20 protein-coding genes and 1 other RNA gene are annotated in these 22,902 nt (G+C 41.8%); 12 read left to right on the top strand and 9 right to left on the bottom strand.

The window, feature by feature from the left end:
* Positions 1 to 9: 9 nt before the first annotated feature.
* The 3 genes from L3V38_RS16350 to L3V38_RS16340 form a co-directional block, all read right to left on the bottom strand.
* Positions 10 to 1,092, bottom strand: a complete 1,083-nt coding sequence (locus tag L3V38_RS16350; RefSeq protein WP_130149369.1) for a trypsin-like peptidase domain-containing protein — start codon at positions 1,090 to 1,092, stop codon at positions 10 to 12.
* A gap of 98 nt (positions 1,093 to 1,190) precedes the next feature.
* Positions 1,191 to 2,543 carry a Do family serine endopeptidase gene (locus L3V38_RS16345; protein ID WP_062568571.1) on the bottom strand — a complete coding sequence of 451 codons (1,353 nt, stop codon included), beginning with the start codon at positions 2,541 to 2,543 and terminating at the stop codon, positions 1,191 to 1,193.
* A gap of 165 nt (positions 2,544 to 2,708) precedes the next feature.
* On the bottom strand, positions 2,709 to 3,152 hold the full coding sequence (locus tag L3V38_RS16340) for a YhcB family protein (RefSeq protein WP_062568572.1): 444 nt from the start codon (positions 3,150 to 3,152) through the stop codon (positions 2,709 to 2,711).
* Between the two features lie 177 nt (positions 3,153 to 3,329).
* On the opposite strand from L3V38_RS16340, the gene zapE reads away from it, so the two are divergent.
* From zapE to L3V38_RS16300, 8 genes are all read left to right on the top strand, one after another.
* Positions 3,330 to 4,418 (top strand): cell division protein ZapE, encoded by a 1,089-nt coding sequence (gene zapE / locus L3V38_RS16335; protein WP_130149370.1) that lies wholly within the window; start codon positions 3,330 to 3,332, stop codon positions 4,416 to 4,418.
* 276 nt (positions 4,419 to 4,694) lie between these two features.
* The gene (gene rplM / locus L3V38_RS16330; protein WP_062568574.1) at positions 4,695 to 5,123 is read left to right on the top strand and encodes a 50S ribosomal protein L13; all 429 of its coding nucleotides are present in this window, start codon (positions 4,695 to 4,697) and stop codon (positions 5,121 to 5,123) included.
* An 8-nt stretch (positions 5,124 to 5,131) separates the two neighbouring features.
* A complete protein-coding gene (rpsI, locus tag L3V38_RS16325; protein WP_095209788.1) occupies positions 5,132 to 5,524 on the top strand; it encodes a 30S ribosomal protein S9 in 393 nt (130 codons plus the stop codon).
* 623 nt (positions 5,525 to 6,147) lie between these two features.
* The gene (petA, locus tag L3V38_RS16320) at positions 6,148 to 6,738 is read left to right on the top strand and encodes a ubiquinol-cytochrome c reductase iron-sulfur subunit (RefSeq protein WP_062568575.1); all 591 of its coding nucleotides are present in this window, start codon (positions 6,148 to 6,150) and stop codon (positions 6,736 to 6,738) included.
* Positions 6,738 to 8,003, top strand: a complete 1,266-nt coding sequence (locus tag L3V38_RS16315) for a cytochrome b N-terminal domain-containing protein (RefSeq protein WP_062568576.1) — start codon at positions 6,738 to 6,740, stop codon at positions 8,001 to 8,003. The genes petA and L3V38_RS16315 overlap by 1 nt, the downstream gene beginning before the upstream one ends.
* Entirely contained in the window at positions 8,000 to 8,737 is a 738-nt protein-coding gene (locus L3V38_RS16310; protein ID WP_062568577.1) for a cytochrome c1, read from the top strand. Before L3V38_RS16315 ends, L3V38_RS16310 begins: the two co-directional genes overlap by 4 nt.
* Before the next feature lie 79 nt (positions 8,738 to 8,816).
* Positions 8,817 to 9,443 carry a stringent starvation protein SspA gene (gene sspA / locus L3V38_RS16305; protein ID WP_062568578.1) on the top strand — a complete coding sequence of 209 codons (627 nt, stop codon included), beginning with the start codon at positions 8,817 to 8,819 and terminating at the stop codon, positions 9,441 to 9,443.
* A complete protein-coding gene (locus L3V38_RS16300) occupies positions 9,443 to 9,883 on the top strand; it encodes a ClpXP protease specificity-enhancing factor (protein ID WP_062568579.1) in 441 nt (146 codons plus the stop codon). Before sspA ends, L3V38_RS16300 begins: the two co-directional genes overlap by 1 nt.
* Positions 9,884 to 9,942: 59 nt before the next feature.
* On the opposite strand, the gene dolP is transcribed toward L3V38_RS16300, so the two are convergent.
* The 4 genes from dolP to L3V38_RS16280 are packed head-to-tail and all read right to left on the bottom strand — an operon-like array spanning position 9,943 to position 13,401.
* Positions 9,943 to 10,509 (bottom strand): division/outer membrane stress-associated lipid-binding lipoprotein, encoded by a 567-nt coding sequence (dolP, locus tag L3V38_RS16295; RefSeq protein ID WP_062568580.1) that lies wholly within the window; start codon positions 10,507 to 10,509, stop codon positions 9,943 to 9,945.
* Positions 10,502 to 11,095: an SIS domain-containing protein gene (locus tag L3V38_RS16290; protein WP_130149371.1), complete on the bottom strand. Its 594-nt coding sequence runs from the start codon at positions 11,093 to 11,095 to the stop codon at positions 10,502 to 10,504. Before L3V38_RS16290 ends, dolP begins: the two co-directional genes overlap by 8 nt.
* Positions 11,096 to 11,127: 32 nt before the next feature.
* Entirely contained in the window at positions 11,128 to 11,499 is a 372-nt protein-coding gene (locus L3V38_RS16285; protein ID WP_237120040.1) for a YraN family protein, read from the bottom strand.
* 24 nt (positions 11,500 to 11,523) lie between these two features.
* Entirely contained in the window at positions 11,524 to 13,401 is a 1,878-nt protein-coding gene (locus L3V38_RS16280) for a penicillin-binding protein activator (protein WP_237120039.1), read from the bottom strand.
* A gap of 61 nt (positions 13,402 to 13,462) precedes the next feature.
* Here L3V38_RS16280 and rsmI point away from each other — a divergent pair, with 61 nt between their 5' ends.
* The 4 genes from rsmI (at position 13,463) to L3V38_RS16260 (ending at position 18,180) form a co-directional block, all read left to right on the top strand.
* On the top strand, positions 13,463 to 14,320 hold the full coding sequence (gene rsmI, locus L3V38_RS16275) for a 16S rRNA (cytidine(1402)-2'-O)-methyltransferase (protein WP_237120038.1): 858 nt from the start codon (positions 13,463 to 13,465) through the stop codon (positions 14,318 to 14,320).
* A 42-nt stretch (positions 14,321 to 14,362) separates the two neighbouring features.
* Positions 14,363 to 14,728: RNase P RNA component class A (gene rnpB, locus L3V38_RS16270), an RNA gene on the top strand.
* A gap of 355 nt (positions 14,729 to 15,083) precedes the next feature.
* Entirely contained in the window at positions 15,084 to 15,326 is a 243-nt protein-coding gene (locus L3V38_RS16265) for a DUF465 domain-containing protein (RefSeq protein ID WP_237120037.1), read from the top strand.
* Positions 15,327 to 15,495: 169 nt separating this feature from the next.
* Positions 15,496 to 18,180, top strand: a complete 2,685-nt coding sequence (locus tag L3V38_RS16260) for a M14 family metallopeptidase (protein ID WP_237120036.1) — start codon at positions 15,496 to 15,498, stop codon at positions 18,178 to 18,180.
* 29 nt (positions 18,181 to 18,209) lie between these two features.
* On the opposite strand, the gene L3V38_RS16255 is transcribed toward L3V38_RS16260, so the two are convergent.
* Both L3V38_RS16255 and L3V38_RS16250 read right to left on the bottom strand, forming a co-directional pair.
* Complete coding sequence (locus L3V38_RS16255) at positions 18,210 to 20,054, bottom strand: metallophosphoesterase (protein WP_237120035.1); 1,845 nt, start codon at positions 20,052 to 20,054, stop codon at positions 18,210 to 18,212.
* Between the two features lie 49 nt (positions 20,055 to 20,103).
* Positions 20,104 to 22,860: a TonB-dependent receptor gene (locus L3V38_RS16250; protein ID WP_237120034.1), complete on the bottom strand. Its 2,757-nt coding sequence runs from the start codon at positions 22,858 to 22,860 to the stop codon at positions 20,104 to 20,106.
* Positions 22,861 to 22,902 lie beyond the last annotated feature (42 nt).

Genomic DNA, 22,902 nt, shown 5'->3' with positions numbered 1-22,902 from the left:
TTTTTGTGCTTATAATTTGGTTTCAAGTTCAGCAACTGTCACCATGATTTTCAATATTTTACCATCACGGTAGAGCTCAAATTCAATTTCTTTGCCAGGTTCGGTGTTCCCGATTTTTTCGAGAACCTGCTGTGGGTTAGCAACCGATAAGCCGGCGATCTTAATCACAATATCTTGCTCTTTAATACCCGCTTGCCAAGCAGGGCCTAGGGGATCGAGGTTATTAATACGCATTCCAGTGACGGGTGTGTAGCTGTCACTCACATCTTTACCCGTGCTATCAACAGCCGTACCTGTAAAGCCAAGATAGCCTCTGACAACACGACCATGTTTAATCAGCTTGTCCATAATATCCTTTGCCAGTGAGTAGGGCACTGCAAAGAAAATACCTTGTATATCTAAATTTTCACGGGTTTTAAATTGTGCAGAAGTAATACCAACTAAATCACCCCGAGAATTAACTAATGCACCACCCGAGTTACCCACGTTTATTGCAGCGTCCATCTGGAGCAAGTTATTGTAAGGACTATCTGTAATTTTTTGTTTTCCTGTTGCACTGATAATACCTTGAGTAATTGTTTGCCCTAAATTAAGTGGGTTACCTATCGCTAAAACAACATCACCAACGCGAGGCTTGAAGTCATCATTAATCGGGATAACAGGTAAATGATCAGAATTGATCTTTAATAAGGCCAAGTCTGTGATTGTATCAAAGCCAATTAACTGAACATCATAAAAGCGACGACCATCAGTTAAAATAACAATGATTTGATCGGCATTATTAATGACATGATAATTCGTTAAAATATACCCGTCTTGCGACATGATTACACCAGAGCCAAGCTCTTGAATGGTATTTTGTCGCTTATAACGAGGTTGATTACTGATGCTTTCTGAAAAAATAGTCACTACCGAAGGAGCAGCACGATGGACTGCATCCGCAAAACTCATATGTTGAGTTGATATTGCATCCGGTAGGCTGACATTCGGAAACAGCGCCGCGCGCATCGTAGGACTGAGCAAAACGACTAAAAAGGCAATGCCTAAGCCTGTGAAAAGCGGTGGAAGAATAAATTTTAAAAGTTTAAGCACAGTATTCTTATTATCAGTGAGCAATCCCTTAATGATGGCACAAAAAAAATAACAGCGGCAAGCACCACTGTTATTTTTTCATGATTAATCAATTAAGTTTATTGGATAAGAACAAAAATAAGCTCTCTTCCACGTTTCACGCCTAGGACAATATTGCCTTGAGTGTTTTCAATAATCTTGTGCATATCTCGGATATTCTCAACGCGTTGTCGGTTGACTTGCATGATCACATCTCCCTCTTCCAAGCCTACTCGCGCTGCTGGTGAGCGAGCTTCTACCGAGGTAACCTCTACGCCTTTGCCATCACTTTTTTGCGTGTTTTCAAGTGTTGCGCCTTGGAAAGCTGGGTGAGTTTCTTCGCCAGCGGACACTGAGCTTGCAGCACCATCTAAGGTAACGCTTACTGTTTTAACTTTACCATCACGATAAATGCCCAGTTTAACTTTTTTACCTTCACCTAGAGTGGCAATCTTACTGCGCAGTTCATGAAAACCACTGATCTCGCTGCCATCAACACTAATAATGACATCACCAGCCTTTATGCCTGCTTTACTTGCTGCGGTATCATCCATTACTTGCATTACATAAGCACCTTGTTTCACATCGAGCTTTTGCGCTTTAGCAAGGCCTGCATCAAGTGGGCGACCTGAAATCCCTAACGAGCCACGTCGCACTTCGCCGTGTTCAATAATTTGATCAACAAGGTTTTTCATCATGGTTGATGGAATAGCAAAGCCAATACCTACGTTACCGCCTGAGGCGCCTAAAATAGCCGTATTGATACCAATTAGTTCACCATTTAGGTTAACTAAGGCGCCGCCAGAGTTACCTTGGTTTATAGCTGCATCGGTTTGAATAAAGTCTTCATAGCCTTCTATATTTAAACCGCTGCGGCCAAGGGCACTGACGATACCTGATGTCACTGTGTGACTTAAACCAAATGGGTTACCAATCGCAACGGCAAAGTCACCCACACGAAGTTTATCTGAATCGGCAATCTTTAGGGCTGTTAAGTCTTCGGCATCAATTTGCAGCAATGCGACATCAGACTCTTTATCACTGCCGATTTTTGTTGCTTCATACTCACGACCGTCCTCTAACGTGACGACCATTTTTTCTGCGTCTTCAATCACATGGTTGTTGGTGACAACATAACCCTCTTTCGCATCAATGATTACACCTGACCCAAGACCACTAAACTGGCGTTTTTGGCTACCACCTCGGGGGACACCAAAAAAGTCATCAAAGGGTGTTGCACGGCGGCGTACTTCTTTTGAGCCAGAAACTTGGATACTGACAACCCCAGGGGTGATCTGTTCAAGCATAGGCGCTAAGGTAGGTAACTGTTGACCATTAACTGCAATAGGAAGTTTTGCAGTTGCAATCGCAGGGCTTAATAACAAGCTTGACGATAAAAGGGCAGCACTAATAACAGATAATTTCATTTTCATAGTCTGGGTTTACTCCACTTCAGAGATTTCAGAGTTAAAGCAAATGAGGCGTGTTAATTTTTGATGTTAACTCGCCCAAAAGAAAAAGGCTGCGTAAGCAGCCCTTTTCTCGGTTTAGATATAAAGCTGTTATACCTAAAGACTATGGGGTCAAAAAAAAGTTCATCAAGAGGCTTTAGAATGTTCTGAAACTTTATTTTCACCTGCAAACAAACCACTCTCACCAACAACGTAGTCAGCTGGCTGAGCCTCGGCGTTTGAGCGATCGCTGCTGCGATCTTTTAATGAGTTTTGTAACTGCTCAGTGGTTTCTTTCGAAAAGAAAGGCTCTGCAGGGTGCTGCTTCTTATCTGCAAGTAATAACTTATTTGTTTCTTCAACATGATTTAGTAATTGGTCGTAGTTATCCTTCATTTTCGATACAAGCTTACCTGTGCTCGCAAGATGATCAGCAACATCTTGGCGATATTGCTCAAGTGCATTGTTTGCTTGCTCAACTTGCTCTTCTAATTCGTCTTGCTTAAATTGCTTTTTAGTTACAAATGCGCCAATGAAGAATGCCGAGATTGCAACGATGATTAAAATACCTATCCAGGTAATAGTACCCATAAATCTACCCCTTTGGGAAAAATAACAAAAAACTATGCTGTTGAAGCGTTTATAGTCCAATCTATATTAAAAAAAGCTTAATGTGATTGTGAAATCATACTGCGGGTTAATATACCCTGAGATACGATGCGTGTTAATATACTGTGCAAATTTAACTGTGTTTTATTGTAACGACCTATGACTCCTTGGCAAAAATACCAACAAGATTTACAGCGAGAAGACTTTGTACATGATGCAGCGCAAGAAAATGCAGTGCGCCATTTGCAAAGACTCTATGATGACCTAACGGCAGACAAACCCGCCGCGAAGGGCTGGTTTGCCAAACTATTCTCTAAAGATAGCACGGTGAGTATAAAAGGGCTGTATTTTTGGGGCGGAGTAGGCAGAGGTAAGACCTATTTAGTTGATACGTTTTACGAAGCTTTACCCACTGAACGTAAAATGCGTGTGCACTTTCACCGTTTTATGCATCGCGTGCATGATGAGCTGAAAAAGTTAAAAAATACCAGTAACCCATTAAATGTGGTTGCCGATATCTTTAAATCAGAAACAGACATTATCTGTTTTGATGAATTCTTTGTACAGGATATTACCGATGCAATGCTGCTCGGTGGTTTGATGGAAGCATTATTTGAACGTGGCATTGTGCTCGTTGCTACGTCAAATATTGTGCCTGATGAGCTGTATCGAAACGGTTTGCAACGGGCGCGTTTTTTACCAGCGATTGAGTTGGTAAAAGCGAATACTGAAATCGTCAATGTTGATTCTGGCATTGATTATCGATTACGTACACTAGAGCAAGCAGAGATTTTCCATAGCCCGCTTGATAAGCAGGCTGATGAAAATTTATTTGAATATTTCGATAAATTGTCGCCTGAGCCAGGTGTGCTTGATAAGGCAATTGAAATTGAAGGGCGAATGATCAAAACCCGCAAAGTTTCAGATTGTATTGCCATGTTTGAGTTTAGTGAACTGTGTGAAACAGCTCGTAGCCAAGTCGATTATATGGAAATAAGCCGACTTTATAACACGGTGATTTTGTCGAACGTAAAAGCACTTGGTCAAGCCAATGATGATGCAGCACGTCGTTTTATCGCTCTAGTGGATGAATTTTATGAGCGTCACGTAACGCTGATTATCTCCGCTGAAAAGCCAATTACAGAGCTGTATAGCGACGGAAATTTAAATTTTGAATTTAAGCGTTGTATTAGCCGATTACAAGAAATGCAATCGCTCGAATATTTAGCAAAAGAGCATTTGGCATAAAGCTGTTGGCGTAATTTCTGTCATTGAAATGTGCCTGACAAGCCTAGCGGCTATGCTTTATTTTTTAGAATAAAAAACGACCATCATATAGCAATGTGGTTTAAGTGCTGGTATACTCCCGCGTCTGCCACGTTGCGTTCTATTGCCTGATATTAGTTTAGCCTCTAATTGATGGCTCAAAGTCTTAAACTCGAAGGGGTTAAAGCATTCAACTTAGAGCGGTAATTAATGATAATTACCTGTGGTTTTAAATAAGAAAACATTGGATTTTAATAAATGAAAACGTTTGTTGCTAAGCCAGAAACAGTAAAACGTGACTGGTACGTAGTTGACGCTGAAGGTAAAACTTTAGGTCGCATCGCTACTGAAATCGCTCGTCGCCTACGCGGTAAGCATAAAGCTGAGTACACTCCTCACGTAGATACTGGTGATTACATCATCGTTATCAACGCAGAGAAAGTTACTGTTACTGGTAATAAAGCAAAAGACAAAATGTACCACGCTCATACTGGTTTCCCAGGTGGTCTTAAGTCTACTACTTTCGACAAGCTTCAAGCTGCAAAGCCTGAAATGATTATCGAAAAAGCTGTTAAAGGCATGTTGCCACGTGGTCCTTTAGGCCGCGCAATGTACCGTAAACTTAAAGTTTACGCGGGTACTGAGCACAACCATGCTGCACAACAGCCTCAGGTTCTAGACATTTAAGGAGCACTATCATGGCAAATCAATACTACGGTACAGGTCGTCGTAAAAGTTCAAGTGCTCGCGTATTCTTACGCCCAGGCACTGGTAACATCGTAATCAACAAGCGCTCTCTAGAAGAGTACTTTGGTCGTGAGACTGCTCGCATGGTTGTTCGTCAAGCATTAGAGCACGTAGAAATGACTGAAAAGTTTGACCTACACATCACTGTTTCAGGTGGTGGTACTACTGGTCAAGCTGGTGCTATCCGTCACGGTATCACTCGTGCACTTATGGAGTTTGACGAGTCACTACGTCCTACACTTCGTAAAGCAGGTTTCGTTACACGTGATGCACGTAAAGTTGAGCGTAAGAAAGTGGGTCTTAAGAAAGCACGTAAGCGTCCACAATTCTCAAAACGTTAATATTTACGTTTATCAGAATACCAAAAACCCAGCTTCGGCTGGGTTTTTTGTTTTCGTGCAAAAGCGTATTGATTCACTCAGCCGCCACAGTTAACTCACAAACTATATTCTTATTCCTCACTTGATATGGCTGACTCTTAATTCGTAATGTAGAAGAACAAAATCAAGCATGCTTTGCGTACAGATGTTTCATTTTTTTCGCTCGATATTTAACCGCTCTTAGTAATTCCTACGTATTACAGTAAAAAAACTTCATGATTTGGCAAAATTAGCTTAAATCCATCAGTTAATTGATGAATTTTTTTGCTACAATTGGGGGGCAAGTAATGTGAGTGAGTTCAACAACAGCTAATACAGAATTCTGTTTCCTCTTAGTGAGGTTGATCTTGGTCAGTATATTGTTTTTTTATATGCGTTATCATAAATAGCGGCTTCATACTCGAGCTAACCCAAATTAATAAGATATTAAAACGGGTTTATTCAAGCATGAGACTGTGAATAACCTTGTTTTAATCAAGGCTTTTAATTATGATCGCGTCTATTTTGAAATTTCTAAAAATTAACCTGCTGTAACTGATGTTCTCAATATGGCAAGTGTTGGGAATCATAGTGGAGATAAGTGGATGAGCAATGCGCCTGTAGACAATGGCCGACGTCGCTTTTTAACCATAGCTACCTCTGTTGTTGGTGGTGTTGGTGCGGCTGGGGCTGCTGTTCCTTTTATTGCGTCTTGGAATCCAAGTGAGCGAGCTAAATCTGCGGGTGCGCCTGTAGAAGTAGATATCAGCAAGCTTGAGTCAGGACAATTAATACGTGTCGAGTGGCGTGGTAAGCCTGTATGGGTTATATCACGTACCCCGAGAATGCTTGAACAGATGAAAGAGCATGAAGGTCAACTTCGTGATCCTGCATCTGAAGAGCCTCAACAACCTGAATCATCAACCAATGAATACCGTTCACAACGACCAGAGATTTTCGTTGCTGTTGGTATTTGTACACACTTAGGTTGTTCTCCGAGCTTCTTACAAGGTGGCTTTGGTGAAAAAGTAGAGGGCACAGATGACGGTTTCTTCTGTCCGTGTCACGGTTCTAAATTTGATATGGCTGGTCGTGTATTCCAATCTGTACCTGCGCCATTAAATTTAGAAATCCCTCCGTATACCTTCATTGATGATACGACTATCTTAGTCGGTGAAGAAGAAGGAGTGGCATAATGTTTGGAAAAATTATTGGCTGGATCGACGATCGCATTCCAATGACACGTGTTTGGAACATGCATATTGCACAGTATCCTGCACCAAAAAACTTTAACTTCTGGTACTTCTTTGGCTCATTAGCCATGTTAGTACTTGTTAACCAAATCGTAACGGGTATCTGGTTAACAATGAACTTCGTACCGTCTGCTGAGGGTGCTTTCGCATCGGTAGAATACATCATGCGTGATGTTGAATACGGCTGGCTACTTCGTTACCTTCACTCAACAGGTGCATCAGCGTTCTTTATCGTTGTTTATTTGCACATGTTCCGTGGCATGATCTACGGCTCTTACCAAAAACCACGTGAGTTACTGTGGTTATTCGGTATGTTCATCTTCTTAGCACTTATGGCTGAAGCTTTCATGGGTTACTTACTTCCTTGGGGACAAATGTCTTTCTGGGGGGCACAGGTAATCATTTCACTATTCGGTGCGATTCCGGTTATTGGTGATGACTTAACGCTTTGGATCCGTGGTGACTACGTAATCTCTGGTGCAACGCTTAACCGCTTCTTCGCACTTCACGTAATTGCGTTACCTTTAGTTATCGTTATTTTAGTATTCTTACACATTGTTGCACTTCACGAAGTGGGTTCAAACAACCCAGATGGTGTTGAAATCAAGCGTAAGAAAGGTTCTGTTGCTGAAGAAGATAAACCTAAATTCAAATTCCACGAGTATTACACCAACAAGAAAGACATTGTTGATGCAATCCCGTTCCACCCTTACTACACAGTGAAAGATATTGTGGGTGTGGTTGGTTTCTTAATCTTATTCTGTTGGGTTGTATTCTTTATGCCAGCGATGAATGGTTTCTTCTTAGAAGCGCCAAACTTCGAAGCTGCGAACCCACTGAAAACACCTGAGCACATTTTCCCTGTTTGGTACTTCACGCCATTCTATGCGATTCTGCGTGCTATCCCAGATAAACTAATTGGTGTTATCGCGATGGGTGCATCTATCGTAGTGCTTGCGTTACTACCTTGGATTGACCGTGGTTCGGTTCGCTCTATTCGTTATCGTTGTGGCTTACACAAGTTAAACATTGCTCAATTCGTGGTAACTTTCATTATCTTGGGTTGGGTTGGTGCAACACCACAAACTGATTTCAAAACGCTGTTATCACAAATCACGACTGTGACATACTTCATGTTCTTCGTATTGTTATTTGTTTACAGCAAGAATGAGAAAACTAAGCCATTACCAACGAGGTTGACGAAATGATGAAAAAGCTAATTATCGGTTTATTCGCATTGTTGCCATCGTTGACAATGGCAGCAGGTCCTTCGGTTCCTTTAATGGATGCGAACATTGACCTAAAAGACAATGCGTCTTTACAACGTGGTGCTAAATTGTTCATGAACTACTGTCTTGGTTGTCACCAAATGCAGTATCAGCGTTATGAACGTACGTTCCGCGATATCGGTATTCCTACTGAAATTGGTCAAGAACAACTTATTTTTGACGGTTCAAAAGTAGGTAGCCATATCAAAAACGCGATCGGTAAAGAAGATGCTGCTAAGTGGTTTGGTGCTGCGCCACCAGACTTAACACTTGTAGCACGTGTTCGTGGAACTGACTGGATTTATACATATCTGAAGTCGTTCTATAAAGATGAATCACGTCCGTTTGGCGTAAATAATATTGTTTTCCCATCGGTAGGTATGCCTCATGTTCTTCAAGAGCTACAGGGCTTACCAACACCAATCACTGAAGAAGTCGAAGAACATGGTCATACTGTGACTAAAGTTGTTGGCACTGAAACAGATGGTACCGGTGAAATGAGTGACGATGAGTACGACCGTGCTGCTCGTGACTTAACTAACTTCTTGGCTTATGTTGGCGAACCGTCACGTTTAGAGTCAGAAGCGTTAGGTCTTAAGGTAATTGGTTTCCTAGTGATTCTATTTATCTTGGCATTCATGCTGAAGAAAGAATACTGGAGAGATGTTCACTAATCCTGGGCATGTTGAAAGGTAATTTTGTGATAGGGGCTTAAGCCCCTATCACTGTTTTTGTAATATAATGGAGGTAGGCATGGCCGTAGCTGCCAATAAGCGCCCTGTAATGACCCTGTTTTCTGGTGCTAACTGTATGTATAGCCATCAAGTACGTATTGTACTTGCTGAAAAAGGTGTAAGTGTTGACATTCACCTGGCTGAAAAGGATAACCTGCCAGAAGCACTTCATGAAATTAACCCTTACGGTACAGTACCCACACTGATCGATCGTGAGCTTGGTTTATATCAGGCAAACATCATCATGGAATACCTTGATGAACGTTTTCCTCATCCTCCACTAATGCCAGTTTATCCGGTTATGCGTGGCCGTAGTCGTCTGATGATGCATCGCATTGATACTGACTGGTATAGCTTAGCTAACAAAATTTCAAGCGGTAGCAGTGAAGCAGCTCAAGCGCGTAAAGAGCTGACAGAAGCATTACTTGCAATTGCTCCTATCTTCTCTGAAGCTCCTTACTTCATGAGTGAAGAGTTCAGCCTAGTTGATTGTTACTTAGCACCACTACTTTGGCGTTTACCAGAACTTGGTATTGAGCTTACTGGTGCAGGCGCGAAAGAGCTTAAAGAATACATGTTGCGTTTATTTGAGCGTGAATCATTCCAAGCTTCACTCACTGAAGCTGAGCGTGAGATCCGTTTATAATGACGCCTAATCGTCCTTATTTACTACGCGCTTTCTTTGATTGGATTGTTGATAATCAGTGCACACCGCATTTAGTTGTGAACGCTGATTTTCCTGCTGTACAAGTACCAACACAGTTTGTTCAAGACGGCCAGATCGTTTTAAACATTAGCCCATCGGCAGTTACAAATTTTGCTATGGATAACCAACAGCTAAGCTTTAATGCACGCTTTGGTGGACAGCCTATGCAAGTATACGTACCTATGGGCGCTGTACTCGCAATTTACGCACGTGAGAATGGTGAAGGGACTGTATTTACTGCAGAAGAATTCATCGAGGACGAAGAAGAGTTTGCTCCGGTATTAGAAAGTGTTGAAACACCTGACGATATTACGCCAGATGATGAGCCGCCGACTAAACCAGAGAAGAAAAAAGGGTCTCACTTACGAGTGATTAAATAACCTTTCAGACTTACAAAAAACCCGCTTCAAAGCGGGTTTTTTATTATTAGTGGTAAAAGTTATAGGTATTCGAATACTTTAATGACTCGTTCAACACCTGAAACATTACGTGCCACTTCAACGGCTAAATTAGCTTCTGTATTGCTCACTAAGCCCATTAAAAAGACTTCGCCATTCTCTGTGACCACTTTTATATTATTGCTACTGATGTTCTCTGTGGTGAGTAATTGCGTTTTTACTTTTGATGTTAGCCATGAGTCGTGAGTTTGCGTGCTCATACCAATATTTGAGCTTATACGAATTTGGTTATGAATTTTACGTATGCCATCCACGCCTTCGATAGCACGTTGTGCTTCGTTTTTCATTTCTTGGTTAGCAACTTGCCCAATCATCAGTACAATGCCATTCACACTGATTACATTTACATTGGCAAATTTATGCAGGCGCTCATTTTCACTTATAGCAATAGAGCTTTTAATTTCAATGTTGTTGTCATCAATTTGTGAGCCTATTGTACGGCGATCATTGGCTGAGGTGACAGCACCTGCTGTGCCAGCAACGACTGCTGCAGCGCAACCCTGTAGAAGTAATACGGTACTTATGACAATAAGAGACTGTTTAAACATTGTTTTCTTCCTGTGGGAATAAGGTTAAATCAATAAGCTCACCTAAGCAGTGTAAATTAACGAGATGAGATTCAACAATTCGACTTGGGCGTTTTGAAGGGACGCGGATCTCTACATCGTTAGGGCCTAATAAACCAACTAACTCTCCGCCATCGTCACCGACTAATACAATGACTTTCATATCGCGGGTTAGCGCAGCCTCTACAGCAGAAATAATTTGTTTCTCATTGCCATTCACTGCAATAGCGAGTAATAAGTCACCTTCTTGAGCAAAAGCGCGAATTTGTCTCGCAAAAGCTTCATGTTCATCGTTATGATTGCTTTGGCCAAGGTTAACTTGCTCTTGCGCAAGCGCAACAGCGGGTAGGCAAGGGCGTTCAGTTTCATAAAAATTAATAAGTAAGCCTGCCATATGTTGTGCAAGCATATGACAGTTAGCGGTACCGCAGCAAAGTAACTTATTTCCATTTATAAGACTTTGTGCAATGGTAAATGCTGCAGACTCAAGAGCACTTGGCAAAACTTCACCAGCGGCTATTTGGACTTGAATATTTTCGGTAAAAATCTTTTTAATAGTTTCTTGCATAACCTACCAATAAGGCTTGTTAGCCTTTGATGTTAATATACATTTCTAAACCAGTTTATCTCACTATCTTGTTCACCTGTTATGGCGACGTAATCAATGCGCATACTCTGGTTGGGTAATTTTTTATCTGCAAGGTAATGGGCGATAGTTCGCCTAAGCCGTTGCTGCTTTTGTTGGCTAAGCGCATAATTCGCGCCACCACGAAGTTTGTTCTTTCTAAACTTCACTTCGACAAATACGAGAGTATTGCCTTCTCGCATAATGAGATCAAGCTCACCATATTGGCATAAGTAATTACACTCAATGGTTTTTAAGCCGTGCTGCTTCAGGTAGCTTTCGGCTTGCTTTTCATAATATAAGCCTTTCTCGCGGCTATTTTGCCATAACTCTTTGAACCACGACATGACCTCATCCTTGAATCTTATTGGCTATTCTGCAGAGCTAATTCCTGAAGCTGATTGCATGAATAACGGTATAGGTTGCTCAGTTGCTAAATCAACAGCAATAATTTGTTTATTCTTATATTGCGCCCAATCTAAAGAGCGTGTGACATGGCCATTGCTGGCTATGCTCAACTCGCCACTGATGCCATTAAAGCGCTTGCCTGCAACCATACTCAATTGTTTTACGCTTCCTAGCATACTGGTTGCGTCATAGGTCATCGCAAATAAACGCTGGTTAATATCGGCATTTTCAGGCCAAAGGCTCTCATATTGCTGACGCAAGTTATGTTGCTTTATTTGACCTTCGAGCATCCAAGGGAGTTCCGTGAAATAAAGGCCGTCTAGATCACCTTTGTCAGTTCTATCTATTTGCTTACTATGGCTTTTTGAACTAGCGTAAAGCGGAATACGTTCAGCAAAAGTACTGACATTAACATCCAAGTAAGGCTTTATTAGGCGTGTCTCGGTTGCATCTCCAAGAATGTAGATAACATCCACATCGCTACGCGATCGCGTTTCGCTCTCAACCTCTTGCCTAAATAATGACTTAACGACTTTAATACGCTCTTTACTTTGGTCTACTTCTAATAAACCTGTAATAGTTTTAGGCATATCATCTTTACTAGCGTAAAAGCCAACTTGTGGTTTAACCTCACTATAGCGTTGCCACTGCGTATTGAAGTATTCAACTAAGCGTTGGCCATTACTATTATTTGGTGCCAGCAGCATTGGCTTTTGGTAACCCGCTGTTAAAAAGCGCTCAAGTGCTTGTTGCACTTCATGCTCAGGGTTTAAAGCAAAGAAAAAGTGCTGTTGAGAAACTCGTTCACCATCAAACGTATTTAGGTGCATAACAGGGTAATCAATAAGTGTTTGCGCCGTGTTTAATTTTTCAATATTGCTTTTGAGTAAAGGGCCAATAACAAAATCGGCTTTAAATTCACTGAGTTTTAGGGCAATTTCTGCCGCTGACAGCGATTCGTCTATAAATAAGGTTTCTTCTAGCGGATTGTTATCAAGTGCAGCGAGTACACCTGCTTTGAGTGCATCGCCTAAACGTTCATTCGCACCTGACTGTGGAATGAGTACAGCAAGGCGATTAACCGTTAGTGGCTCGACTTCAATTAGTTCGGTCACTTTTTTTGGCAGCACCTCAGCAGCAGGGTGCCCTGGGTAGCGTCTCATCCAATTATTCATTGCTTGATGCAGCTCGACAGGCGCGCCTAAGTATACTTGATGATAAAGCGCTAAATTAACCCAACCTTGTTGCACAACAGAACCGCGGTTAAAGCGCTCTAGTGCATACGATGAAAGCTGAGTAAGGCTATGCCATAAATCCTGATTTAAATTTGCAACGCTAAAGTTGTTATCATTACTAATTGTTGAAGCCGCAAAATAATAGGGCATGGCTTGTTTTGGCAAACCTTGTGATGCGTAAACTCGACCCGTTAAATACTGATGCCAAGCCTTATGTTCAGGCAGATTCAGCTCAGGCTCAAGTACTCGTAGTTGCTCAAGTGCAAGATCGCTTTTACCTTGCTGCTCTTGTGCTAACGCAATGTAAAGCTTGTTTTGAATTTGGTCTACGCTGGGAGTTGCTTCAAGCTCTAAACAGATATTCTCTAAAAGAGACCAACGCTCTTCACTAATAGCTGCATCTCGGGCTGTATAAAGTAGTTGGATTTTATCAGCACCTTGGCGATTAAGTGCCGTTTGATACATAGATTGTGCGTCGGTTAATTGTGACAGAGCACTACTCGATTGGCTCGATGGATTTTCTGTACTATTTGATGGTTTTTCGGTTGTGCTACAAGCCGATAACCCTGACAATACAATTAATAGACTAACAAGTTTAAGTCGCACAATGATTTCCCAATACGTTAACGCGATTTGCTTATATTACTGACTGACGCAGGAGACCTCAATGTTAAATGAGGACAATTCAGATAAAATCGGCACTCTTTACATTGTTGCCACGCCTATTGGTAACTTTGATGACATTAGCCAGCGTGCCATTCAAACCCTATCTGAGGTTGACTTAATAGCCGCTGAAGATACTCGCCATACGGGGAAGTTGTTAAGTCACTTTAATATCAAAGCAAAAACCTTTGCTTTACATGATCACAACGAAAAACAAAAAGCGCAGCAAATAGTTGACTGGCTTGAGCAGGGAATGAACATTGCCTTGGTATCAGATGCCGGCACACCATTAATTAGTGACCCAGGTTATGCGGTTGTTAATTTATGTCGTGAACAAGGCGCACATGTAACGCCTGTGCCTGGTGCCTGTGCTGCGATCACTGCGGTATGCTGCTCAGGCTTACCAACTGACCGTTTTCAGTTTATTGGTTTTACGCCAGCAAAAAGTAAAGCCAGACAAACTTTTTTTATTGAAGCGGTAAACTCAGGTATAACCAGCATCATGTATGAAAGCACTCACCGCATTATGGCAAGCCTTGATGATTTAGAAGAGGCGCTCGGCTCAGAGCAGCCTGTGGTGTTTGCGAAAGAGCTAACAAAAACCTTTGAAACCTTCTTTAATGGCAGCGTTGCTGAGCTAAAGCAGTTTTTAACCGATGATCCAACTAAGCAGCGCGGCGAAATTGTGCTTATGCTCCCAGGTAAGGTAAAGCAAAGTGATGATATTCCAGAAGATGCGCGCCGTATGCTTGGTTTACTCGAAGCCGAAATGCCACTGAAAAAAGCTTGTGGTGTTGTAGCTGAGTATTTTGGTTTGAAGAAAAACGCACTTTATAAAGCAATTATTGACGAAAAAGACTAATTCTTTACTGCATAGACGTGCGTGCTCAGGTATACTGCGCGCCGAGTCAGCCGAGATAATCGCTGCCTGCAACGAAAATGCGCAGGGGGAGGAAAGTCCGGGCTCCACAGGGCAGGGTGCCAGCTAACGGCTGGGGGGCGCGAGCCTACGACAAGTGCAGCAGAGAGGAGACCGCCAACTTCGGTTGGTAAGGGTGAAAGGGTGCGGTAAGAGCGCACCGGACCACTGGTAACAGTTGGTTGCAAGGTAAACTCCACCCGGAGCAAGACCAAATAGGGTTCTATCATTTTAAATAATGAACGCGTGGCCCACGTGAGAACCGGGTAGGTTGCTTGAGCCATAGAGCAATTTATGGCCTAGACGAATGATTATCCACGACAGAACCCGGCTTATTGGCTGACTCACCAAATTAGATTAAAGCCCCGCAGCGATGCGGGGCTTTTTGTTTTTTTGGGGGGAGAAAATCCACTCCGCGCATACAAAACAGCGGCTTATTGGCTGACTCTCCAAATTAGATTAAAGCCCGTAGTGAATGCTACTGGCTTTTTGCTTTTTTAATGCCACTTGCTGACTCATTAACTAACACAAGAGCCTCGGTATATGTCGAGGTTTTTAGCTTTCTAAATCACAAGCAATTTTTAACCAGGTACTATCATTCCCTAATCGCCACTATTATTGATCTCGAACAAGGTTGCGACGTTGACTCTATTTTGCACAATGTTACAGTGAATTTGAAATCTAATTCTAGTCAAAGGAGTTGCCCATGCTAGGCGAAAAACACTCGTTATTGAATGAATTCCCAGAGTTTAATGAATTAATCCACACCCTTGCTAAAAGTGATGCGCACTTTAAAAATACCATGCAGCGATATGATGATATGGATAAAGAAATTAGAGAACTTGAGCTCAATAGTTCTCCGATCGATGACAGTGAAATGCATGACAAGAAACATCAAAGAGCGGCGCTGAAAGATGAGCTGTATGATTTCTTGAAGACCAAAGCATAAAATCAAATCACACCTAATGCCCCTTGCACTTATGACTCTCGCTGACAAGGGGTGTTATTTCCAGTTAACCCTAATTTAGGCCTTTCTAACGCTTTTAATTCCCTTATTTTCAATAGTTTTATATGTTGGTAACTAGTTTATTTACGTTTTTTTAATGGGTGGAATTCATATGTTAGCAAAGGGAGCAATCAAAGCAGTTTCAATGTGCATGATGGCAATGTCTGTCAGCTTTAGTGCCACTGCAAGTATTAACAATACCGAAGTGATGTGGCCTGGTACTGTTTACAATACTGATATACCTACGTTTAAGCAGGTTCTTGGTTATGATGTAGGTGAGCGTATTACTAATTACAACGATATGCGCCGTTACCTCAGTGCCCTTGAAAAGGCGGCACCTAATCGTATTAAAGTGTTTAAGTACGCAAATAGCTGGGAAGGGCGTGAACTGGTTTATGCGGTGGTTGGCACCGCTGAGCATATTAGTTCATTAGAAACCCTTTCGAATAACACACAAGCCTTGGCTGATCCGCGAATTACTTCTGAAAAAGAAGCTAAGTCGCTCATTAAAAACTTACCGACATCAGTGTGGCTTCAGTATGCGGTACATGGGAATGAAATTAGCTCAACCGATGCCGCATTATTTACAGCGTATCATTTATTAGCAGCTCCTAATGATGCTGTTAACAGCAAAATTTTAGACAATACAGTGGTCTTTATCGACCCATTACAAAACCCAGATGGTCGTGAGCGATTTGTTACTCGTTACTATGCAACTGTCGGTCTTGAGCATAGTGCCGATCGCTTAAGTGCAGAGCATAATGAGCCGTGGCCAAGAGGGCGAACAAACCATTATTTGTTTGATATGAACCGTGATTGGTTGGCACTTACTCAGCCTGAAACAAAGGGAAGAGTGGCAGCAATCAATAAATATAAACCACAAGTGGTGGTTGATATTCATGAAATGGGCGGCGATCAATCTTACTACTTTGCACCAGCTGCTCAGCCATTTAACCCACATATGACAAAAACACAAATCGCCAACATGGATGCGATTGGCCAAAATCATGCAAAGTATTTTGATGAGTTTGGTTTTGATTATTTTACCCGTGAAATTTTTGATGCCTTTTACCCAGGCTACGGCGATAGCTGGCCAGTATTTTATGGGGCGTCTGCATCAACATATGAAGTAGGCTCAGCTCGTGGTCATGTGTTTGAGAAAAACACCGGTGAACTACTCAGTTATTTTAATACCGTAAAACGTCAGTTTGTAGCGTCAATTTCAACCGCCGAAGGGGCTGCCAATCAACGTGAAAAATTACTGAGCGATTTTTATCAATATCAAGTTGATGCGATTGATTCGGGTAAAGATAGCAAAGAGCGTGTTTATATTTTACCTAAACAAAGTAACCGTGAAGGCGCTCACAGACTAGCAACGTTAATGGCTGAACATGGTGTTGAAGTTAAACAAGCAATTGAAGACTTCAAAGTATGTGGCGTTAAGTATAAAGCGGGTAGCTATTTTATTGATACCGCACAGCCGCGTGGTATATTTGTGCGCACCACGTTTACAGACCAAGTTGATATGGCTGAGGCATTCGTAAAAGAGCAAGAAAGACGCCGTGCTCGTAACCTTGACGATGAAATATACGATGTCACAGGTTGGTCACTGCCGATGATGTTTAATGTTGATAGCGATAGTTGTGATCGCACTGTTAGCGCAGAAAGCAAAGCGGTTCAGGCCGACGACACACTACTTGGCAAAGTAAATAACCCCGAAGCCTCTGTGGCTTATATCGTTGCCTGGGGCGATACTGCTGCAGCACGCTTTTTAACAGCAGCATTGCAAGCCGGCATTAAACTGAAAAGTGCTGACCAAGCATTTATATTAGGCGATAAAACTAAGTACCCAGCGGGTAGTTTAGTAATCGAAAAGCGTTTAAACGACAAAGAACTAGTTGCTAAAATTAGCAAAATCGCGGAGCAAACAGGGGCAATTGTTGATGGTGTCAATTCTAGCTGGGTGATTGAAGGTCCAAGCTTTGGTAGTAACAAAACAGTGCCCATGGTGGCGCCAAAAGTGGCGATGGCATGGGATGCACCCATCAGTGAGCTAAGTGCCGGTAACACCCGTTTTGTTATCGAAAGGCAGCTAGGTTACCCCGTTACGGCGATTCGTACGCCAATGCTTGCATGGGCTGATTTAAGTGATTACCAAGTGCTTATTTTACCGGAAGGCGATTACGAGCAAGTGCTCGGTAAATCAGGTGCGGCTAATTTAAAAAGCTGGGTTGAAGCAGGCGGCGTGTTGATTGCCCTTGGTAATGCAAACCGCTTTACTAGTAATGCTGATTACGGCTTATTAGAGGTTAAGCGTGAGCAAGCTTACCGTGAAGATAAAGCCGACAGCAGCGATGATAAAAGCAGTAAAGTGGCAGGGCAGCTGTTCACATCTCGTGATGATTTAAAAGCAGCAAGCATCGAGCCTCACACATCACCAGACTATGTAGCCGGTGTACTTGCTAATGTTGAAGTAGACCAAGAGCATTGGTTAACTGCAGGTGTTAATAAAGCTCTCGTTGCGGTGGCTTACGGTAACGATATTTACACACCAATAAAACTGAACTCAGGTAAAAACCTAGCGTGGTTTACAGGGAAAGACGATGTTTTGGCGAGTGGTTATCTGTGGCAGCAAAATAAAGCACAGCTTGCGTATAAGCCATTATTAGTTCATCAACCGCAAGGTAAAGGCATGGTGATTGGCTTTACACAATCACCAACCTACCGTGCTTACCTTGAAGGTATGAATGTACTGCTAACTAACACAATTTTCCGTGCTGCAGCACATGCTCAGTAATCGCAAAAAATAATAAAAACGGCATCGACTTAGGTGCCGCTTTTATTTATGGAATCACAGCTTTTTGCTGGCTTATTAGTTTTTAGATTCAGATCAATGACCAAGCAGCGGTCATTTTCACCTGCTGCTAGTTTTTCAAAAATAGTAAGCGCTTTGCTAAGGCCCACTTGTAGAGTACAAACATCAACTGTTTGCGCTATTTTACTCATTTGCCTTGGTAAGCATTGCCCCATAGCATTTAACTGCTGTGTTATCAGCTTATAAGTTTTGAAGTGTTCTTTTGAAATATCTTCAAATGCTAATGAACCTGCATTCCGTAGTAGGTAAAAGTCACGAATAAAATCAAATAAAGTGACTTTACTCAACAAAGCATCTGAAGCTTGCGTTATTGGAGGGGGTGTAGGGCTATCGTAAAGTGTTAATAGCTCCTGGAAGCTATATGAGAGTAGCTGGGTTTTAAAACTGTCAGGCCACTCTTTAGGTATAAATCGCCATTTTGCGAGTCCGGCTAGGTGTTGCAAAGTAAATTGCTGATAGTTTTCGCTGCCTAGAATATCCGCAAGCCATTTCTCATCTGGATTATGTTCAGCTAAGTAACTGTATTCCTTTTCATAAGCTGGAAATAACGTATCAAAGTTAGCAATAGAATCAAGTAAAACCGTATCTACTTTCGCTTCTCTCCCTGTAATATTGACAAGCTTGTAAGCAGGGCGATAAGCGCTTATGGATGGAGCTTGAATATTATAAAGCGTGTTTTTTCTTGCTCGAATTATATTGGTGTCATTCATATGCATATGGCCGCCAATATGCAAACGTAGCCCAGTTTCAGCTAACGCACTTTGCGTCTGATTTGTGGGTTTTCGAGTTAGTTGAAAAGCGTTGTCGCCGAACAAGTCTTTGATTGATTCACTTTGCTGATCGTAAAACTCTCCCATTGGAAAGTGACTAAATGCAATCAGTGTTTTGTGCTGTTCTTTTGCTGCGGTAACAAGCTGTTTTATCCAACTTAATAAGTACGGCTTTTCCGTTAAGACCTTGTTGTATCCTGCATTGCCTGATCCCTTGAAAGTAAGTTGGTTATTCTTAAACTCAGGTAAATAAACATTGGCGTCGATAGCTAAAAGCCATAATCCTGCAACAGGTTCAACAAGGTAACTCGTATCAGGGAGCATTACACAGTGCTTATTATCATTAGTGCACTGTTGGTACTGCCGCTCGGATAAAGAAGCGTGATTATTTAAAAAAGGTGTTTGCCATAGCAAGTCTTGGCTCTGTGGCTTTAAACCAAATTCAGACATCGCGTCCATGATTTCTTGATAGCCACCGTGGCTAATAGCATCATCGCAAAACAAGAAATCAGTATGAGGGGCTTTACACATAGCGTGGTCGTTACTAAAAATTGCCACCTCACGGCCTTGCTTATCTAAAAAGTCTGATTTACCAGCAGCACTTCTTATTGGCTTAACAGGATCATGATTGCCTGGAATAGCAAAAAAGCGCATTCCATAGCGTTTGCTGTAATCACTTAAAAGAGTTTTTAATCCCTTTAGGTGAACAGGTTGTCCATCGTCGGTAAAATCCCCTGGTAATGCCACTAATTTCACGCCGCGTGCGGCAATATCATCTAGCGCTGCTATCAGAGCAAAGTAGTTTTCATTAAATAATCGAGTTGAGTGAAGCTGAGATTTCATGCTGCGAATAAAAACAGGCTTCGATTGGTTATCGAGCTTAATGCCAGCGAAGCCAGCTTGGCTAAAGTCAGCGTAAATATCGTGAAAATGTATATCTGGTATAAAAGCAATTTGCGTGTTTAGCTCTTTGGCATAGAGTTGAAGCGTCGCAAAAAGCAGTGAAAGTAGTGCAAATAATCGCATTAGTATAGCCTTACTGAAAAAATCGGGGCGCACCGCCCCGATGATCCGCTTAGAAACTGCCGCGTAAGCCTAATGAGAAGCGACGACCCGAGAACTCATACATAGTTGGGAAAACGGGGGCTATTGTGTAGCCTGTTGTTTCTTCATCTGTAATATTGATGCCCTCAAGGGTAACTTTAAATGTGTCGTTTATTTTATAGCCAAATGAAACATCTGTTTGACCGTAAGCATCGCGGTAAACTGGATACATATCGCGTTCTATGTATTCAACATATTTATCTTTGTAGTTGTAAGAAATACGTGCATCAAAGCTGTCATTCTCAAAATAAAAGGTAAGGTTATAGGTTTCGTCAGCTAAGCCTTCTGGTGGTGTTGGTATCGCTAAATCAGACGCGCCAGTGAGTGAGTTATCAAGCGTCGTGTAGTTAGCATTAACACCAAATCCTTGTAACATAGGGTGAAAGCGAGCAAATGGAATTTGTGCAATAAACTCGATACCACTCACATCGTACGAACCATCCGCATTTACTTTTTGATAAACGTCAAAATCATACACACCATCGACAGTGCCATTGTCGTTATATTTAGTTACGTCATTTACAACACCTGTTAGGGATTCACGTACTACACCTTCAATTTCTTTTTCGAAGTAAGACACTGCAAGTAAACCACCTTCTTCTAAGTACCACTCTAGACCGGTTTCCCATTGGTCTGCGTAAGTAGGTTTAAGATCAGGGTTACCGTCACGATATTTAAATTCACTTAAGCTAACTGTACGTTTGTAGGCAATATCGGTTAATGCTGGGCGAATAAATGTTTCTGATGCAGCTGCGCGGAATAATAGGTTGTCTGTAAGCTCTAAACTAAAGTTAATGCTTGGTAGGGTCTCTTTGTAGTTACCTTCTTTTGAAATAGGTGCTGGTGTATAGCCAGTACTACCGTCATCACTTTGTACTTGGTGATACCCAGAAGAATTAACATCGGTATCGATATAACGGACACCCGCGTTTAAAGTAGCTGGTAATGTGCCAATATCAAATACAAAATCAGCCATAGCGTAAATAGCGGTGGTTTTTTCAGTTACTTCGTAGAATTGATCAGGTGCGTAGTCGACACCAAAGCCATCGTAACGTAACTCATTACGCGCGTAGTTATTTGAAATTTGACTCCAATCTTGTTTTGAAGAAACATCAGATAAATACTCACCGCCCGATACTAAATCTGATATAGCGGTTAGCTCGCTATCAGCTAGAGTACGGGTGCCTACCCATGAAGAGTCGCCCGCAGAAGGTCCTGTTATACGGTTGCTACCATAATTACGTTGCTTTGACTTATCCGTATAGCGAGCACCAAATTGTACTTTTGATAATGCAGGGAAGAAGTCTAGTTGAAAATGACGACTAAAATCGAGCTGAGCCGCATATTTGTCGTCTGAGATATCTTCTAGATTCACCTCATAATAATCAAACGTATAAGCTTGTGGTGAATTATACATGTCAAATGTATCTGGATTATCACTGGCAATCGTTTCGCCACCAGTTGATGTGTATCGGCTACGAGTTGGACGGTAGGCTGTGTGCTTTAGGTTGGTAGTTTCTGCCAGTTTATCTGCACCACTATAACCAACGACCCCGTACACTTCCCAATCGCCTAGCATCCAATCAAGGGTTAAGCTGAATTGTTGGTAATCTGTATCGCTGCTATTTTCTTTACTCAAAAATTCATGTTGAGTTGCTGCATAATTAACATCAGTAAGTACGGTGATGCCATAATTAGCTAAAGTTGTATTATCGTAACTGTTTATTTTTTCTAATGAGCTGATGCTAGAAGCGGAATAAGCTGCTGCATCATATTCATCTTCATGGTTATCAAAGTTACCAAGTAATGCATCAAACGTGAGGCTAAATTCGCTGCTAGGTTTATATTGTAATGATAAAGTGGCTCCCCATTTTTCTTGTTCTGTTAAGTAAGCGCGGTCTCCTACTTTATCAAGAAAAACAACGCGGCTTGTTTCATCTTTATCAAAGCGATCATTTATAGTGATGCCTGTATCACGCTCTAAAACATCAGCCGCTTGGTCAGATTGCCATTGTGATGATCCCGATTTTTCTAGCCAACGAGACAACGGACGAAAGTTGATTCCTGAATTACTGTCAGTTCGGTTGGTGCGCTCAGAATATGCAAACGAGGCAAGTGCACCCCAGTCGCCAAAAGTGTTACTCGCTAAGAATGAAAATTTGGGGTCGCTTTGCTCTGAAATATCATTATAAGCGCCTTCAACAGATGCCACAATTTGGCGTCCATCATAATCAAATGGGCGCGCAGTGGTAATAGCTACAGAACCGGCAATGCCACCTTCTTCGTCTGCTGCTGTTGGTGATTTTTTTACAGTGACACTTTGAATTATCTCTGAAGCGAACATATCAAATTCAACATCACGGCCACCACTGCCAGAGGCTGTGGCAAGATTATTAATAGAAACAAATGTAAACTCAGACGGTAAGCTTCGTACATTGACTTTTTGACCTAGCCCTTTATTACGTTCAATAGTAACACCTGGCATACGCTGTAAAGCTTCCGCTAAATTTTGCTCTGGGAAGTCCGCAATATCAGATGCCACTATTGAATCTGAGAAGCCAATATTTGTGCGTTTTAAATCAATCGCTTTTTCTAAACTTTTTATGTAGCTGCCAGTGACAACAATTTCTTCAATCGGTTCTTGGTTTTCTTCTGCGTAAGCGGGAGTGATTAATAATGAGCCAACAGCAAGTGCTAAAGGTGATAATGAAAATGCACGGTACGTCATGTGAGTTAATTCCTGTTAAATGCAATATTTGGTTTAAATTCG

The organism is Pseudoalteromonas sp. L1 (assembly GCF_021728095.1).
Taxonomy (GTDB): domain Bacteria; phylum Pseudomonadota; class Gammaproteobacteria; order Enterobacterales; family Alteromonadaceae; genus Pseudoalteromonas.
The sequence above is the reverse complement of the archived record's forward strand: the minus strand, read 5'-3'. Positions and strand labels throughout refer to the sequence as shown.